Origin of the sequence: Ancylobacter gelatini, assembly GCF_022601675.1 — a bacterium.
Classification (GTDB): Bacteria; Pseudomonadota; Alphaproteobacteria; order Rhizobiales; family Xanthobacteraceae; genus Ancylobacter; species Ancylobacter gelatini.
Genome location: NZ_JAKVIL010000005.1, coordinates 56,954 through 73,658, shown reverse-complemented (window position 1 = coordinate 73,658; position 16,705 = coordinate 56,954). Strand labels below are relative to the sequence as shown.

Here is a 16,705-nt window from a genome sequence, read left to right as displayed (position 1 = left end):
CGTGACGCCGTGCCGGTCGAGGAATTCGAGGATCTGCACCGCGACCTTGCGGCCGACCGCGTGCTCGCCATGCTCGATGTGGTCGCGAAAGGCGGCGACGGCAAACTGGCCGCCCGCGCTCGCCGCTCCAAGGTTCCGTGCCACGCTCACCATTTCGGTGACGGTGCCGCGCAGGAAGAAATGGTCATGCGCCACCTCGTCGACCTTGCCCATGCGGCCCAGCAGCTTCATCAGCCGCCGGATATCGGCTTCCGGCTCGCCAAGCGCGCCGGCAAGATCGCGCACGCGCGGGGGGCGGAAGCGTTCGGCCCCGCCGAGCCTGGGCGCGATCGCCTCCCAGAGCAGCTCGTCATCGCGGCCGAGGCGCACTTCGTGGTCGGCGAGGCGCACCCACGCGCCTTCCAGCGCAAGCTGGTTTCCGCCGGCCAGCCGCTTCAGTGCTTCGGCGAAGGCCGCCTTGGGCAGGGCGGGGGTGAGCGACAGGCGCAATTTCTCGACACCGATGCCGGCGAGGTCCGGATTCGCCTCGTGGAACCGGGCGAGTTCGGCGAGCAGCGCGTCGGAAAACAGCGTCCAGCGTGCGGCGGTGAGCGCGGTCAACGCGCCGCCGGCCGCGAACGTCACCAGCGCCAGACGCCGGGCCAGCACCCCCGCGTCGTTCTCGCCGAGCGCGCGATCGCGGACGAAGGTCGCCAGGTCGATGTGCCACGGCTCGATTGCCAGCAGATTGGCGATGGCCTCGTCGGGAGCGCTCGCGGTCATCGCCGCGAGCTGGGCGAGGCGGGCGGGGAGCCTTCGCTTGCGGGCCGGTGCCCGCAGGTCGAGTAGCCGCCCGCCGCCAATGGTGCGCCGGGCCGATGTGTCGCGCACCACATAGCGATCGCCGACGGCAGCCGCGATCGGCCGTTCGAGCACGATCTGCACCTGCCCGTCCTCGCCGGGAGCCAGCGTGTCGCCGGAGAGCGGCACCAGCCGGGCGCCGACTTCCGCCGAGCCGTGATGGAAACGCACCGGGAACCATTGCCCGAGAGGTTTGGGCTCGCTCGCCAGCACGCGCAGCGTGGCGTCGATGCGCGATGTTGGGGCATGGAGCGCGGGCGTCAGCACCACGTCGCCGCGCGCGATTGCGTCATGCGAGATGGCGTCGCCGGCGAGGTTCAACGCGCAGCGGTCGCCGGCGCGGCCGGTCTCGGCCTTGCGGTTCTGGGCGTGGATCGAGCGCACCCGTGCCGCAAGCCCGGAAGGGCTGATGGTGAGCTGATCGCCAACCGCGACCTGCCCGGACAATACGGTGCCGGTGACCACGGTGCCGGCACCGGAGAGGGTGAAACAGCGGTCGACCGCGAGGCGGAAACCGCCATTGGCGGCGCGGGCGGCGAAGGCGCGGGCCTCCTCGATGAGGCGCATGCGCAGCGCCTCGACGCCCTCGCCGGTGATGGCGGAAACGGCAAGGATCGGCGCTCCTTCCAGCGAGGTGCCGGCCAGCAGATCGGCGATTTCGGCGGTGACATCGGCGCGGCGGGTCTCGTCGACGAGATCGGCCTTGGTGAGTGCCACGACGCCGCGCGAAATGCCGAGCAGGTCGAGCAGCGCCAGATGCTCGCGGGTCTGCGGCATCACGCCGTCATCGGCGGCGACGATCAATAGCGCGAGGTCGATGCCGCTGGCGCCGGCCAGCATGGTGTGGATCAGCCGCTCATGGCCGGGCACGTCGATGAAGCCGAGCGTGCCGGCCTCGCTCGGCAGATAGGCAAAGCCGAGATCGATGGAGATGCCGCGCGCCTTCTCCTCCTTCAGCCGGTCGGTATCGACGCCGGTCAGTGCGCCGACCAGCGCGGTCTTGCCGTGGTCGATATGGCCGGCGGTGCCGATGATCATGACGGCACCGCCAGCGCGTTCAGGCTGGCGAGGAAGGCGGCCTCGTCCTCAAGGCAGCGCAGGTCGAGCACCAGCGCACCGTCCTCGATGCGCCCTATCACTGGCACGGGGAGTTCGCGCAGGGCGCCGGCCAGCGCGTTCAGTGCGCCGCTGGAGCGGCCCTCGTTCGGGCGAAGGGCGAGCCCCGCGCTCGGCAGTGTTTCCAGCGGCAGTGCGCCGGAGCCGATCTGGCTGGCGCAGTCAATGAGCGCGACGGTGAAGCCGGGGGCAAAAAGCGGCGCCAGCTTTTCCCGCAGCGCCAGCGCCTGCGCATAAATGTCGTCGCGCGTGCGGGCGAGAAGGCGCAGCGTCGGCAGCTTTGCGGCGAGCCGGTCGGGGTCGCGATAGAGCTTGAGCGTCGCGGCGAGCGCGGCGAGGCGGATCTTGTCGACCCGCAGCGCGCGCTTCATCGGGTTCTTGTTGATCGCGGCGATGAGGTCCCTGCTCCCGACGATGAAGCCGGTCTGCGGTCCGCCCAGCAGCTTGTCGCCGGAGAAGGTGACGATATCCGCGCCCTCATTCACGCAGTCGCGCACGGTCGGCTCATGGCCGAGGCCGAAGCGGGTGAGGTCGATCAGCGTGCCGGAGCCGAGGTCGTTGACCAGCGGCACGCCCCGCGCGCGGGCGATGGCGGAGAGCTCGCGGGCCGGCACCTCCTTGGTGAAGCCCTCAATGCGGTAATTCGAGGTGTGAACCTTCAACACCAGCCCGGTCTCGGGTGTGATCGCGCCCTCATAGTCCTTCGGGTGGGTGCGGTTGGTGGTGCCGATCTCGACCAGCGTCACACCGGCGCGCTTCATGATGTCCGGCATGCGGAAGGCGCCGCCGATTTCGATCAGCTCGCCGCGCGAAACGACGGCCTCGCGTCCGGCGCCAAGGGTGTTCAGCACCAGAAGCACGGCGGCCGCGTTGTTGTTGACCACGGTGGCGTCTTCCGCGCCGGTCAGTTCGATCAGCAGCTCGCGCACATGGTCGTCGCGCTCGCCGCGCTTGCCGGTATCGAGGTCGAACTCCAGCGAAACCGCGGCGCGCATGGCGTCGCTCGCCGCCGCCACCGCCTCTTCCGCCAGCAGGGCGCGGCCGAGATTGGTGTGCAGCACCGTGCCGGTGAGGTTGAACACCGGGCGCAGGCTCGATCGCGCGGCGTGCTCCAGCAGCGCCTGGGCGTGGCTGGCGAGATGGTCGGCCGTGGGCAGGGCGAGGGCCGAGCCGTCGAGGAGGCCGCTACGCGCGGCCTCAAGCGCGCTGCGCACCGCCCCGGTGGCGGCCGGGCGGCCATGGTGCTCGACCAGCAGCGCGGCGCAGGGAGTTCTCAGCACCACATCGACCGCCGGCAAGTCGCGCAGCCGGGCCTTGAGGTTCTCCGGGGGCGAGGAGAGGTCCGCCATCGCGCGTGCCTCTCAATAGCCGATGAGGAAGGGGTTGAAGGCGGCGCGCTTATACGGCCCGTTCTGCATCATCATGTCGAGCCCGAGCGAGCCGACATCATCGGCCAGCGGCTCGATGCCGGTGTCCTTGTTTTGGTACATCACCTTCACATAGGTGCGGCACTCGTCGCAGGTCTCGGCCTTCACCGTGCCGGGACCGCCTTCGACTTCCTGATAGCCGATGCCCTTGGTCGAGCCGCAGGAGGTGCAGCGGATGCGCACATAGTGCCAGAGCGTGGCGCACAGGCCGCAGGCGCAGAACCGGCTGCCATGGGCGTTGGGCCACTCCACGATCAGCGAGGCGACTGGCGGGCCGCCGCAGCACGGGCACAGCCCATCACCCACCGGGACCAGCGCCCGGGGATCGAGGCCGGCGGCGAGGCGGGCGAAATGCACCTGAAGCCCGGCGGCGATGAAGACATGCTCGGCAAGGCTTTCCATCGGCAGCGAGGACGACAGCACGTCCGCGACCATGGCGGCGCGGTCGGTCCCGGCGCGCACCCTTTCCAGGGCGCGTGCGGCGGGCTCGGGCATGGCGACGGCCGCCGCGGCATCGAACAGGCGGTCCAGCGTGGTCTCGGCCGCCGCGTCGAGGGTGAAGCGAGCGCGGTCGAGCGGGGGCATGCCATAGGCCGCCGCGCGCTCCAGCGTCTCGAAATCCGGGCGCTCGGGCTCGGGCAGGCCGGGGAGAATGGCGTGCTGCGCCTCGACGAGACCGGCGACGAAATTGAGATAATCCGCCGCCGGGCTCACCCCGGCATAGGCCCGCAGCCGCGCCGCGCGCGTCGCGAACAGGTGCGAGGGATCGGGCAGGACCGCGAAGGGCGGGGTCGAGACATTGCCGATCGCGGTCGGATCGGCCTCGGGGAGGGAGAAGGCGCGGGGATGGGACGGCATCATTACCTCACGAACCACACGGGCCACGTGGTTGTCGAAAGAGGACGGCGCTCCTGTGCCAATTGGACACCGAGCGCCGCCGCATCAAGCCCCCTGCGGGGCGGTGAAGGCCGGCGCGGCCGTCTATTCGGCGGGCGCGCCGGGCCGGCGCACCAATTCGCGCAGCCATTTGCGGTGATGGCGCCAGGCCCAGCCGCCGGTGACCCGGCCGCGCGTCATGGCGCCGATGGTGCCCTTGACCCAGATCGCCGCGTAAACGTGGACGATCCAGACGCAGATGATCACCACCGCCGTTATCGAGTGCACCAATATGGCGATGCGCTTCTGCTCGATGGTGGTCAGGTCGAAGAAATACTGGTCCCACATCACGATGCCGGAGGCGATCAGGATCAGGATCAGCGCCGACATCGCCCAGAACACGCCCTTCTGGCCGGCATTGTACTTGCCGACCTCGGGCATCTTCTCCTCGCGCCCGGCCAGAAGATCGGCCGAATGCGCCACCCAGGTCACGTCCTCGCGCGCCGGCAGGTTGGCCTTGAAGAAGCGCACGAACAGGATGGCGAAGGAGCAGAACAGCACGACGCCGATCCACGGATGCAGGATGCGCGTCATCTGCCCGCCGCCAAACAGGCCGGTGAGGAAGAACAGGCTGGGCGTGAACAGCGCGAGGCCGGACAGCGCCAGCAGCACCAGGCTGATGGCGGTGATCCAGTGATTGATCCGCGCGCCGAGCGTGTAGCGGTCCACCGTCACCGGCGGGCCGGGATGCACGGCGTCGCCGGTCTCGACATCAGCGGGAGCAACTCCCGCCACCGGGTCATGGAGGGTCATGGCGCGTGTCCCTGACTCTGCGTGGGGTCGGCCGGGGGTGGCGGCGCCTTGCCCTCGGTCAGCTTCTCGGCGTTCTCCTCATCCTCTTCCGTGACCTTGTTCGGGCCGGCGACGAAATAGTGCAGCGCGCCCGCGGCGGCGGCGAAGCCCATCACCGCGAGGCCCAGATATTTGGTCACGCCCTTCCAGGTCTCGACGATCGGCGAGATGCGCGGGTTGTCCGGCAGGCCGGCATAGATCGACGGCTTGTCGGCATGGTGCAGCACATACATCACATGGGTGCCGCCCACGCCCTGCGGGTCATAGAGGCCGGCATTCTCGAAGCCGCGCGACTTCAGGTCCTTGATGCGAAAATCCGCCCAGTCCTTCATCTCGTCCTTGGTGCCGAACACGATGGCCTGGGTCGGGCACGCCTTCTGGCAGGCCGGGCCCTGGCCCACCGCCACGCGGTCGGAGCACAGCGTGCACTTATAGGCGGTGTGGTCGACCTTGGAGATGCGCGGGATGTCGAACGGGCAACCCTTGATGCAGTAGCCGCAGCCGATGCAGTTCTCGTGCTGGAAGTCCACGATGCCGTTGGAATACTGCACGATCGCGCCCGGCGAGGGGCAGGCCTTCAGGCAGCCCGGATCCTCGCAATGCATGCAGCCATCCTTGCGGATCAGCCATTCGAGGTTCTCGGTCTCCGGGTTCACCCATTCGGTGAACCGCATCAGGGTGAAGGTGTCGGGCGTCAGGTCCATGGGGTTCTCATAGACCCCGTGGTTGAAGCCGACCTCCTCGGTGAGGTTGTTCCATTCGAGGCAGGCCGCCTGGCAGGCCTTGCAGCCGATGCACTTGGTGACATCGATCAGCTTGGCGACTTCCGTCAGGCGCTCGGCTGGCGGCGTCACATTGGACGCCGACCGCCGCATGATGTCCTTCTCGCCGAATTTCGGTTCGGGAGGGGGCAAAGTGGGGTTCGGGATAGGAGGAAACATCGCGCCTGCTCCCTATGCCACCGGCCCGGTCGAGGGCTCGATATTGACCATGAACGCCTTGAACTCCGGCGTCTCGATATTGGCGTCGCCCACGAAGGGGGTGAGCACATTCGCCGGGAAGCCCTTGCGGGCAGCGCCGACGAAGCCCCAGTGGATCGGCACGCCGACGATGTGGACGGTCTTGCCGTCGATCGTCATCGGCTTGATGCGCTTGGTGACCACCGCCTTGGCGTAGATCTCGCCGCGCTTCGACCACACCCGTACCCAGCCGCCGAGCGTGATGCCCTTCTCCTTCGCCAGTTCCTCGGAAATCTCGACGAACTGCTCCGGCTGCAGGACCGCGTTCACATGGTTGTTCTTGGTCCAGTAGTGGAAATGCTCGGTGAGACGGTAGGAGGTGCCGGCATAGGGGAAGGCTGGATCGCCGATGTCGGCGAACTGCTTCCAGTCGTCCGGGAACACGCGTGCCACCGGGTTGCCGCGCACCTTCGGCGCGACCACGTTGGCCACCGGGCTTTCGAACGGCTCGTAATGCGCGGGGAACGGCCCGTCGCGCATCATCTTGCGCACGAAGAGGCGGCCCGAGCCTTCCGGGTTCATGATGAACGGCCCGACATCGCGCGGATTTGCCGTCGGCGCGATGTCGGGGACGTCATAGCCCGACCATTTCGCCCCGTCCCATTCGATCAGCTTGCGTGAGGAGTCCCACGGCTTGCCGTCGAGGTCGCACGAGGCGCGGTTGTAGAGGATGCGCCGGTTGGCCGGCCAGGCGAAGGACCATTTGAGGAAGGCGCCGGTGTCGCCCGGGTCGGAATTGTCCCGGCGCGCCATCATGTTGCCCGCCTCGGTCCAGGAGCCGGAGAAGATCCAGCAGCCGCCGGCGGTGGTGCCGTCGTCGCGCATCTGGCCGAAGCCGGAGAGCTGCTTGCCGGCTTCCAGCACCTTCTTGGTCGGGTCGTTGGGATCGAACACGTCGACCAGCGCCGAGCCGTTCATCTCCTTGGCCAGCTCTTCCGGGGTCGGTTCGCCCGGATCGGCATAGGGCCAGTTGAGATTGACGATCGGGTCGGGGAAGGTGCCGCCTTCCGTGCGGTACAGCTCCTTCAGGCGCAGGTGGATCTGCGCCATGATCCAGGCGTCATGCTTGGCTTCGCCCGGAGGCGTGCCCGCCGCCCAGTGCCATTGCAGCCAGCGGCCGGAATTGACCAGCGCGCCCTCGTCCTCGGCAAAGCAGGTCGTGGGAAGCTGGATCACCTCGGTCTTCACCGCGGACGGATCGGCCTTGTTGAAGACGCCGTGATCCTCCCAGAACCGGGCGGTTTCGGTCTCCAGCGGGTCCATGATGACGAGCAGCTTCAGCTTGCCCAGCGCCTCGGCCAGCTTGGCCTTGTTGGGGAAGGCCTGAAGCGGGTTGAAACCCTGGCAGAAGTAGAGGTTCATCTTCCCCTGCTTCATCATCTCGAACGCGCGCAGCACGTCGTAGCCGGACACGTCGAGCTTGGGCAGGTAGTCGTAGGCCCAGTCGTTCTCAGGCGTCGCCGCCGGGCCGTACATGGACTTCATGAAGCTGACGAAGAACTTCTTGTAGTTCTGCCAGTAGCTCATCTGGTTCGGCCGCAGCGGCTTGAAGGCGCGCGTCGACATATAGGTCGCGAAGTCGGTTTCCTTGTCCGTCGGGATGTTCAGATAGCCGGGGATGAGGTTGCTCATCAGCCCGATATCGGTCAGCCCCTGGATGTTGGAATGGCCGCGCAGCGCGTTCACGCCGCCGCCGCGCATGCCGACATTGCCCAGTATGAGCTGGATCATCGCCATGCAGCGGATGTTCTGCGCGCCCTTGGAATGCTGGGTCCAGCCCAGGGCGTACATCGAGGTCATCACCTTGTCCGGCGCCGAGCACTCGCCCATCATCTGCGCCACCTTCAGGAACTTGTCCTTCGGCGTGCCGCAGATGCGTTCGACCATCTCGGGCGTGTAGACCGCGACGTGCTGCTTCAGCAGGTTCCACACGCAGCGTGGATTGGTCAGCGTGTCGTCGGTGAGGACATAGCCGTCCTCGCCGATCTGGTATTCCCACTCGTCTCGGTTGTAGTCGCGCTTGCTCTCGTCATAGCCGGTGAACAGGCCATCGCTGTAGGCGAAGCCGTCCTTGACCAGATAGGTGGCGTTGGTGAAGGCCTTCACATAGTCCCACTGCACCTTGTCGTTCTGGATGCACTGGTTGATGACGCCGAGCAGGAAGGCGATGTCCGAGCCCTGACGGATCGGCGCGTAGAAGTCCGCCACCGCCGCCGACCGGTTATAGCGCGGGTCGACGACGATCAGCTTGGCGCCACGGTTGGCTTTCGCCTCGGTGACCCATTTGAATCCGCACGGATGCGCTTCGGCGGCATTGCCGCCCATGATGATGACGAGGTCGGTATTCTTGATATCCGTCCAGGAATTCGTCATTGCACCGCGGCCGAATGTTGGGGCGAGACTCGCCACCGTCGGGCCGTGTCAGACGCGTGCCTGGTTATCGAATGCCAGCATACCTGTGGAGCGCACCACCTTGTAGGTGGCGAAGGCGGTCTCGTTCGTCGTGGCGGAGGCGGCGAGGAAGCCGGTGCTCAGCCAGCGGTTGACGGTCGTGCCGTCCGCGTTCTTCGCGATGAAGTTGGCGTCGCGATCGTCCTTCATGGCGCGGGCGATCTTGTCGAGCGCCACATCCCACGAAATCCGCTCGAAGCTGTCGGAGCCGGCCTTGCGCAGCATCGGATACTGCAGGCGCTGGGCCGAGTGCACGATGTCGCGGAGCGCGGCGCCCTTCGGGCACAGCGTGCCGCGATTGGTCGGGTGGTCGGCATCGCCCTCGATATGGACGATCTCGGCCTTCTCACCCTTCTTCAGGTCGCCCTTGGAATAGATGATGATGCCGCAGGCCACCGAGCAATAGGTGCAGGTGTTTCGGGTTTCGGTCGTGTTCGCCAGATGGAACGGCTTGATATAGGCGGCGGTGGCCGCCTCCGCCTCGCCGAAGCCCATGGCTCCCAGCGTCGTTCCGGCAAGACCCGCACCCGACGTTCTCAGGAACGCGCGGCGCGAGAGCTCCATATTCATGTGAAAGGCCCTCCCTCATGGCGTGGCCGATGAATACCGTCGGCCGATAGGGATATTCGATGGTTCGAGCCTATTTTTTAGCTAGTCCAATGTCAAACCAACCTAGGTATAGGTAGGACGCAAATAATCGTGCGAATCCAACATGTTCAATTGTTGCGACGCAGCATTGGCGGCGTGGTTGCGGCTGCCTGATCGTTCGGCCGATTGACGGGGGCGGCCCGGCGATTCAGGATCGTGCCGTGCTCGCGCCAGACGCTCCCGCGTGCCGGGGCCCCTATTTGCGATTTCTCATGGCTTTCCTGAGTGTTCTGGCGTTGTTCGCGCCGGGGCGCGGCGCCGTGGCCGCTGAACCGGCGCGGCTGGAGCCGGGGGCGGACGTGCCGCCGATCGACCTGCCCTCGCTGCATCACGGGCCGCAAAGCCTTGCTGCACTGCAAGGCCAGGTGGTGCTGGTTCACTTTTTTGCGACGTGGTGCGAGCCCTGCCGCGAGGAGATGGCCGGGCTTTCGCGACTGTCCGAACGCTTTTCCAAACGCCCATCCGCACCTGCCGTCGCCATCCTCGCCGTCGATGTCGGCGAGGTGGAGATCCGCGTACGTCGTTTCTTCGAGAAGCAGCCGGTGCCGTTCCCGGTGCTGCTCGACGCCGAGCGGGCCGCCATGAAGGCATGGCAGGTCGGGGTGTTCCCCACGACCTTCCTGCTGGACGCCACGCACCGGCTGCGCCTCGTCGCCGACATCCCGATCGACTGGGACCGGCCCGAGGCCGAGGCCATCCTCGACATATTGCAAGCGGACGAGGCGGAGAGCGCTGCGGCGCTGCCCGCCCTTCCGGCCCTCCAAACAGACAATGGGAGCACCCAATGACCAGCCGTCGCGATTTTCTGAAAGCGGGCGTCGGGCTTGCCGCCGTCGCCACCCTTCCCGGCCACGCGCTCGCGCAGGCGGCGACGCCGGCCGTCGTGGCCTCAGCGGGCGCCGTGTTCGCGCCAAAACCCGGTGACTGGCGCAATTTCCAGGTGGTGACCCGTCTCGACGTGGCCCCTGTGGAGGGCAAGGCCGGCCCGGCGCAGGCATGGATTCCGCTGCCGGCCTTCACCGGCGACGACTGGTTCAAGCCCGCCGGCAGCAGCTGGACCACCAATGCCGCGACCGCCGAGATCGTGAAGGACCCGCATTACGGCGCGCAGATGCTTCATGTGGTGTGGAAGGAGGGCGAGGCGGCGCCGGTGGTGGAGATCACCTCGACATTCGCGACGCGCGACCGCGCCACCGATTTCAGCAAGCCCGCCACCATCGCCCCGCTCAGCGCCGACGACCGGGCGCTGTTCCTTGCCGCCACCGACCTGATTCCGACCGACGGCATCGTGAAGGCGACCGCCGACAAGATCGTCGCCGGCAAGACCACTGACGTCGAGAAGGCGCGCGCCATCTATGAATGGGTGGTCGACAACACCTATCGCAACGCCGCGACGCGTGGTTGCGGCACCGGCGACATCGCCGCGCTGCTGGCCTCCGGCAATCTCGGCGGCAAATGTGCCGACCTCAACGCGCTCTATGTCGGGCTGGCCCGCGCCGCCGGCATCCCCGCCCGTGACGTCTACGGACTGCGCGTGGCGCCCTCCGCCTTCGGCTATAAGAGCCTCGGCGCCAATTCGCCGACCGTGAGCAAGGCCCAGCACTGCCGCGCCGAGGTCTGGCTCGACGGCTTCGGCTGGACCGCCGTCGACCCCGCCGATGTGCGCAAGGTCGTGCTGGAGGAGCCGCCGGGCAAGAACGCGCTCGACGACGCCAAGGTGGTGGCGGCCCGCAAGGCGCTGTTCGGCGCGTGGGAGGGCAATTGGCTCGCCTATAATGACGGCCATGACATCGCGCTGCCGGGGTCCTCGGGCCCGAAGCTCGGCTTCCTGATGTACCCGCAGGCGGAAGTGGCCGGGCTGCGCCATGACTGCCTGGACCCGGACCTGTTCACCTATTCGATCAAGGCCAGCGAGATCACGGCCTAACGGACGGCGCCGTGTCGTCCCGCGTCATGGCCGGGCGGATCCCGCCATGACGCAGTTTTATTCGTCAGGGGCGCGCGCAGCGCCCTTCAGGAGTGAGCCATGCTCGACAAGCCGACCCAGACCCCCCCGTTCCGCCTGACCTCGCTCGCCCATGGCGGGGGATGCGGCTGCAAGCTGGCGCCGTCGGTGCTGCGCGAGTTGCTGGCCGAGCAGCCGGCCGCGGGGCCGTTCGCGCAGTTGCTGGTCGGCACCGAGAGCAGCGACGATGCGGCGGTGTGGCAGCTCGACGACGACACCTGCCTGATCGCCACCACCGACTTCTTCATGCCGATGGTGGACGACCCGTTCCAGTTCGGCCGCATCGCGGCGACCAACGCGATTTCCGATGTCTACGCCATGGGCGGCAAGCCGCTGCTGGCGCTGGCCATTCTCGGCATGCCGCTCGGCAAGCTGGAAACCGCGATGGTGCGCGAGATTCTGAAGGGCGGCGCCTCGATCGCCGCCGAGGCGGGAATTCCGGTCGCGGGCGGGCACTCCATCGATTCGCCCGAGCCGATCTATGGGCTGGCGGTGATCGGCACCGCGCGGCCCGAGAATATCCGCCGGAACAGCAGCGCCCGGCCGGGCGACGCGTTGATCCTCACCAAGGCGCTCGGCGTCGGCGTCTATTCCGCCGCCTTCAAGAAGGAGCAACTGCCGGCCCCGGCCTATGAGGAGATGATCGCCTCGATGACCACGCTGAACCGCATCGGCACGATGCTGGGTGCGGCGGCGGCGGTGCATGCGGTTACCGATGTCACCGGCTTCGGCATTCTCGGCCATGGGCTGGAAATGGCGCGCGGCTCGGGCGTCGCGCTGGAGATTGCGGCGGACCGGCTGCCGTTCCTGACCGAGGCGGCGATACTGGCGCAGCAGGGCTTCGTCACCGGCGCCTCGCATCGCAACTGGGCGAGCTATGGCGAGGCGGTGACGCTGCCGGATGGCATGCCCGACTGGCAGCGGCATCTGCTCACTGACCCGCAGACCTCGGGTGGGCTGCTGGTGTCCTGCGCCCCCGATGCGGCCGACCGCCTGCTGGCTGACATCCACGCCGCCGGCTTCGCGCGGGCGTCGATCATCGGCCGGGCGGTCGCGGGCGCGCCGGGGGTGGCGGTGGCGTGATCGTTCGTCATAATCGAACGAACCATATCAAATAATGAGTTGGATCGAACGATAATCCGCGTGTCATGTCTCCGTCATCACCGAGGGAGGCATTCATGGCCGCATCGTCGCAGACGGTTCATCCGCGCCGCACCGCCGCGTCGCCGGGATTTGGGCTGTGGCCGGGCCTGCTGCTGACCGGCGCCATCGCGGCGGCCGCCTTCGGGCTGCGCCAGGTGCCGGGCCTCTCGATGCTGAGCCCGATGATCCTCGCCATCGTCATCGGTATCGGCTTCCACAATCTGATCGGCACCCCGGCGCGGGCGAAAGCCGGCGTGGTGTTCTCGCTGCGCCGCATCCTGCGCGCCGCGATCATCCTGCTCGGGCTCCAGCTCACCGCCGCACAGATCGTCGAGGTCGGAGCCTCCGGTTTCGCGGTGATCGCGCTGACGCTGGTCGCCACCTTCACCTTCACCGTGCAGCTCGGCCGGCTGATGGGCGTCGAGGCCAAGCTCGCCGAGCTGATCGCCGCCGGCACCTCGATCTGCGGCGCCTCGGCGGTGATCGCGACGAACACCGTCACCCGCGCGCCGGATGAGGATGTCGCCTATGCGGTGGCCTGCGTCACCGTGTTCGGCTCGCTCGCCATGTTCCTCTATCCGCTGCTGCCGGCTGCGCTCGGCCTCGATGCGCACGCCTACGGGCTGTGGGCCGGCGCTTCGATCCATGAGATCGCGCAGGTGGTCGCCGCCGCCTATCAGGACGGGCAGGCCGCGGGTGAGTTCGGCACCATCGCCAAGCTGTCCCGGGTGATGCTGCTGGCGCCGGTGGTGCTGGTGCTCGGCGCGCTGGCCAGCCGGCGCCTGCGCCATGGCGGGAAGGGGGCGGCGAGCGCGAAGCCGCCGGTGCCGTGGTTCGTGCTGGGCTTTATCGCCATGATCGGCGTGAACAGCGTCGTGACCATTCCGGCGGAGGCGAAGGCCGCGCTGGTGTGGCTCACCACCTTCCTGCTGTCGATGGCGCTGGCCGCCATGGGGCTGGAAACCGACATCGCCAAGCTGCGCGCCAAGGGGCCCCGGCCGTTCCTTCTCGGCCTCGCCGCCTTTGCCTTTATCGCCCTGTTCAGCCTAATGCTGGTCAAGATCACCAGCTGAGGCATTCGTGCTGCGCCATGACCCTTGAGCAGTTGCGCATCTTCGTCGCCGTCGCCGAGCGCGAGCACCTGACGAAGGCGGCGCTGGCGCTCAATCTCACCCAGTCCGCCACCAGCGCGGCGATCGCGGCGCTGGAGAGCGCCCATGCCACGCGGCTGTTCGACCGGGTGGGGCGGCGCATCCAGCTCACCGAGGCGGGGCGGCTGCTGCTGGTCGAGGCGCGCGCGGTGCTGGCGCAGGTCGCCGCCGCCGAGCGGGCGCTGGTCGACCTGTCCGGCCTCGCGCGCGGCCGGCTGGCGCTCGCCGGCAGCCAGACCGTGGCCAATTACTGGCTGCCGGGAATCCTTCAGCGCTACCGGACGCTATATCCGGGCATCGAATTGAGGCTGGACATCGGCAATACCGATTTCGTGCGCGCCCGCGTGCAGCAGGGCGAGGCCGATCTCGGCATCATCGAGGGACGGATCGAGGACCCGCTGCTGGCGGCGGTGCCGGTGGCCGAGGACGAGATGGTGCTGGTGGCGCCGGTGGTGCATCCCTGGACCTGGCGCCCGCCGCGCGCGCCGGCGGATCTGTGCGCGGGCCCGTGGGTGCTGCGCGAACCGGGCTCGGGCACGCGCGCGATCTTCGAGGAGCACCTCGCCGGGCTGGGGCTCAAGCCGGGCGAGTTGAACGTGGTGCTGGAATATCCCTCCAATGAGGCGATCCGGGCGGCGGTGGAAGCGGGAAGCGGGGCGACCGTGATCTCGCGGCGCGTGGTGGACAGCGCGATCCGCGGCGGGACCATGGCGCTGATCGGCTTCGAGATGCCGTCGCGCCAGTTTCTCGCTCTCCACCACCGCGAGCGCTACGTGACGCGGGCCGCGCAGGCCTTTCTCGATCTCGCGCGGAAGGCGCATGAGGAGGAGAGTGGGCCGGCGCAACGCTGAGGCGACAAGGCCGGCACCTTCCTCGTCGCGGGAGGTCGGTGCCGGCCGGGTCGGCCTCGCGGGGGAGGGCGCGCGCCCGCGCGGGAGCGGGCCGGGTGGTATCCCGGCTCACCCGGTGTGGCGGCTCATTGGGTGTCGCGGATCGCGTCCAGCGTCTGCTGGCCGAAGCGCTTGCCGAAGTCGGCATAGGCGGGGGCGAGCAGGGCCGAGAACTGGCTCTTGTCCACCTCGTTGACCTCCATGCCGGCCTTGCGCAGCGTCTCGACGCCGGTCGCTTCCAGCTTCTCCACCTCGGCGCGCTGGGCCGCGATCGCCTTGGCGATGCCGGCCTTCACGATCGCCTTGTCCTCGTCGCTGAGCTTGTTCCAGGTCGCCGGCGACATCAGGATCGCGGTCGGCGCGTAGACATGGCCGGTCAGAGCCAGATATTTCTGCACCTGGAAGAACTTGGCGGTGATGATGTTCGAAAGCGGGTTCTCCTCGCCATCCACCACGCCCTGCTGGAGCGCGGCGTAGAGCTCGGGCCAGGCGATCGGGGTCGGGCGGGCGCCGAGCTGGCTGAAGGCCTGGATGTGAATCGGGTTTTCCATGGTGCGGATCGACATGCCCGACATGTCGGCCGGCTGGTTCACCGCCCGCTTGTTGTTGGTGAGGTGGCGAAAGCCGTTCTCCCCATAGCCGAGGCCGATCAGGTTCTGCGCCTCGAACTTCTTGAGGATGTCCTGCCCGACCGGGCCGTCGACGACGGCGCGGGCATGGGCGGTGTCGCGGAACAGGAACGGAATGTCGAACACCAGCACGTCCGGCACGAAATTGCCGACCACCGAGGTGCTGGTCATCGCCATGTCGATCGTACCGAGCTGCACGCTCTCGATGATCTCGCGTTCGCCGCCGAGCGCGCCGCCGGGGAAGATCTCGACCTTGAGCCGACCGCCGGAATCCTTCTCCACCGATTCCTTGAACGCGGTCGCGGCCACGCCGAAATGGCTGCTCATGGGATTGACGAAGGCATATTTGAGCGTGGTGGTCTGCGCGTCGGCCGAACTCGCCGCGGCCGCGAGCATCGCGGCGCCGATAAGCCAGGTCTTCATGAACGATCTCCGGGGTTAGGCAGGGGTGTGAAGGGCAGCGGGGAAACCAGGGACATGCGGGCCGATCAGGCCACGCGGTAACGGTCCAGAATGTCGGGGTCGGGTTCGATGCCGAGGCCGGCTGCACGCGGCACCGGCAGCCGTCCATTCACCGGCAGGGTGGCGCCGGCATAGATTTCAGCCTCGAAGTCGCAATAGAGCCGCTCCAGCATCGGCACCGAGCGCTGCGAACCGCAGAGGTGCAGCGTCGCCACCTGACCCGGGCCGAACAGCGCGCAATGCGGCACGAACTCGATGGCGCTGGCCTCGCAGAAGGCGGCGATCTTCATCAGCTCGCTGACCCCGCCGGTCTTGGCGACGTCGGGCTGGGCGATGTCGATGGCGCCGGCATCGGCCATGGCGACGAAATCATGCAGCGAGCCGGCATTCTCGCCGGCCGCGATGCGGTGGCGGCCGGTCGCGCGCACCCGGGCGAGGCCGCGATAATTGTCCGGCGGCCAGATGGGCTCCTCAAGCCACGTGAGTCCGAGGCCGGCGAGCCGTGCATCCATGGCGAGCGCCTCGCTGACCGACCACGGGCAGTTCACGTCGAGCATCACCTGCGCGTCGCTGCCGGCGGCCTCGCAGGCGGCTGCGATCTCGGGATAGGTGGTCTCGTGCAGCTTGATGTGGCGGTACCCCTCGTCGATGGCGCGCCGCGTCGCCCGCGCGACGCCCTGCTGCGTGCCGTAGCGCAGCAGGCTGGCATAGACCTCGATCTCGTCGGCGAAGGAGCCGCCGATGAGATCCACCAGCGGCCGGCGGGAGGCCTTGCCGGCAATGTCCCACAGCGCGATGTCGATGGCCGAGATGCCGTACATGGTCGGGCCGACGCGCCCGAAATTCTGCATCCCGAATTCCAGCTTGAACTTGAGCTTCGAGATGGCGCCCGCCTCCTCGCCGAGGATCAGCGGGAACAGGCGGGTTTCGATCAGGCTGCGCAGCGAGACGTCCTCGTTGCGCGAGAACGCCTCGCCCCAGCCGACGAGCCCGGTATCGGTCTCGATCCGCACGAACAGCGTGTCGAAATTGTTCTTCGGCGCGCTGGTGAAGGCCCAGACCGGCGTGGCGTCGCTCTGGAACGGAACCGAGACGAGCAGGCACTCGGCCTTGACGATGCGGCCCGCCGCGCTGTCGCATGGGCGGTCGAGGGTGAGGGTCGGCGAGAGTGTCACGGCTGTCTCCGTAGGTCGGCG

12 protein-coding genes and 1 pseudogene are annotated in these 16,705 nt (G+C 67.9%); 5 read left to right on the top strand and 8 right to left on the bottom strand.

The window, feature by feature from the left end; translation table 11 throughout:
- Window positions 1-33 precede the first annotated feature (33 nt).
- The 6 genes and pseudogenes from selB to fdnG form a co-directional block, all read right to left on the bottom strand.
- Window positions 34-1,878: pseudogene (selB, locus tag MKI84_RS10515) on the bottom strand (selenocysteine-specific translation elongation factor); the annotation flags it as partial.
- Window positions 1,875-3,305: an L-seryl-tRNA(Sec) selenium transferase gene (gene selA / locus MKI84_RS10510; protein ID WP_241619341.1), complete on the bottom strand. Its 1,431-nt coding sequence runs from the start codon at window positions 3,303-3,305 to the stop codon at window positions 1,875-1,877. The pseudogene selB and the gene selA, both read right to left, overlap by 4 nt.
- A gap of 12 nt (window positions 3,306-3,317) precedes the next feature.
- The gene (gene fdhE, locus MKI84_RS10505; RefSeq protein ID WP_241619338.1) at window positions 3,318-4,241 is read right to left on the bottom strand and encodes a formate dehydrogenase accessory protein FdhE; all 924 of its coding nucleotides are present in this window, start codon (window positions 4,239-4,241) and stop codon (window positions 3,318-3,320) included.
- A 123-nt stretch (window positions 4,242-4,364) separates the two neighbouring features.
- Window positions 4,365-5,072, bottom strand: a complete 708-nt coding sequence (locus tag MKI84_RS10500) for a formate dehydrogenase subunit gamma (RefSeq protein ID WP_241619336.1) — start codon at window positions 5,070-5,072, stop codon at window positions 4,365-4,367.
- Window positions 5,069-6,052, bottom strand: coding sequence for a formate dehydrogenase subunit beta (gene fdxH / locus MKI84_RS10495; protein WP_241619334.1), 984 nt, complete (start codon window positions 6,050-6,052; stop codon window positions 5,069-5,071). Before fdxH ends, MKI84_RS10500 begins: the two co-directional genes overlap by 4 nt.
- Before the next feature lie 12 nt (window positions 6,053-6,064).
- On the bottom strand, window positions 6,065-9,151 hold the full coding sequence (gene fdnG, locus MKI84_RS10490; RefSeq protein WP_241619332.1) for a formate dehydrogenase-N subunit alpha: 3,087 nt from the start codon (window positions 9,149-9,151) through the stop codon (window positions 6,065-6,067).
- Window positions 9,152-9,441: 290 nt separating this feature from the next.
- Between fdnG and MKI84_RS10485 the strand changes: the two genes are divergently transcribed.
- From MKI84_RS10485 to MKI84_RS10465, 5 genes are all read left to right on the top strand, one after another.
- Entirely contained in the window at window positions 9,442-10,017 is a 576-nt protein-coding gene (locus MKI84_RS10485) for a TlpA disulfide reductase family protein (RefSeq protein ID WP_241619330.1), read from the top strand.
- Window positions 10,014-11,156 carry a transglutaminase-like domain-containing protein gene (locus MKI84_RS10480; RefSeq protein ID WP_241619328.1) on the top strand — a complete coding sequence of 381 codons (1,143 nt, stop codon included), beginning with the start codon at window positions 10,014-10,016 and terminating at the stop codon, window positions 11,154-11,156. The genes MKI84_RS10485 and MKI84_RS10480 overlap by 4 nt, the downstream gene beginning before the upstream one ends.
- Window positions 11,157-11,255: 99 nt before the next feature.
- Window positions 11,256-12,317 carry a selenide, water dikinase SelD gene (gene selD, locus MKI84_RS10475; RefSeq protein ID WP_241619326.1) on the top strand — a complete coding sequence of 354 codons (1,062 nt, stop codon included), beginning with the start codon at window positions 11,256-11,258 and terminating at the stop codon, window positions 12,315-12,317.
- Between the two features lie 95 nt (window positions 12,318-12,412).
- Window positions 12,413-13,450, top strand: a complete 1,038-nt coding sequence (locus MKI84_RS10470; RefSeq protein WP_241619325.1) for a YeiH family protein — start codon at window positions 12,413-12,415, stop codon at window positions 13,448-13,450.
- Window positions 13,451-13,467: 17 nt separating this feature from the next.
- Window positions 13,468-14,379, top strand: coding sequence for a LysR family transcriptional regulator (locus MKI84_RS10465; RefSeq protein ID WP_241619323.1), 912 nt, complete (start codon window positions 13,468-13,470; stop codon window positions 14,377-14,379).
- Window positions 14,380-14,504: 125 nt separating this feature from the next.
- Here the strand turns inward: MKI84_RS10465 and MKI84_RS10460 are convergent, their stop codons facing one another.
- Together MKI84_RS10460 and MKI84_RS10455 are read right to left on the bottom strand one after the other, a co-directional pair.
- Window positions 14,505-15,470, bottom strand: a complete 966-nt coding sequence (locus MKI84_RS10460) for a TRAP transporter substrate-binding protein (protein WP_241619321.1) — start codon at window positions 15,468-15,470, stop codon at window positions 14,505-14,507.
- Between the two features lie 65 nt (window positions 15,471-15,535).
- On the bottom strand, window positions 15,536-16,684 hold the full coding sequence (locus MKI84_RS10455; RefSeq protein WP_241619320.1) for a mandelate racemase/muconate lactonizing enzyme family protein: 1,149 nt from the start codon (window positions 16,682-16,684) through the stop codon (window positions 15,536-15,538).
- Window positions 16,685-16,705: the final 21 nt, after the last annotated feature.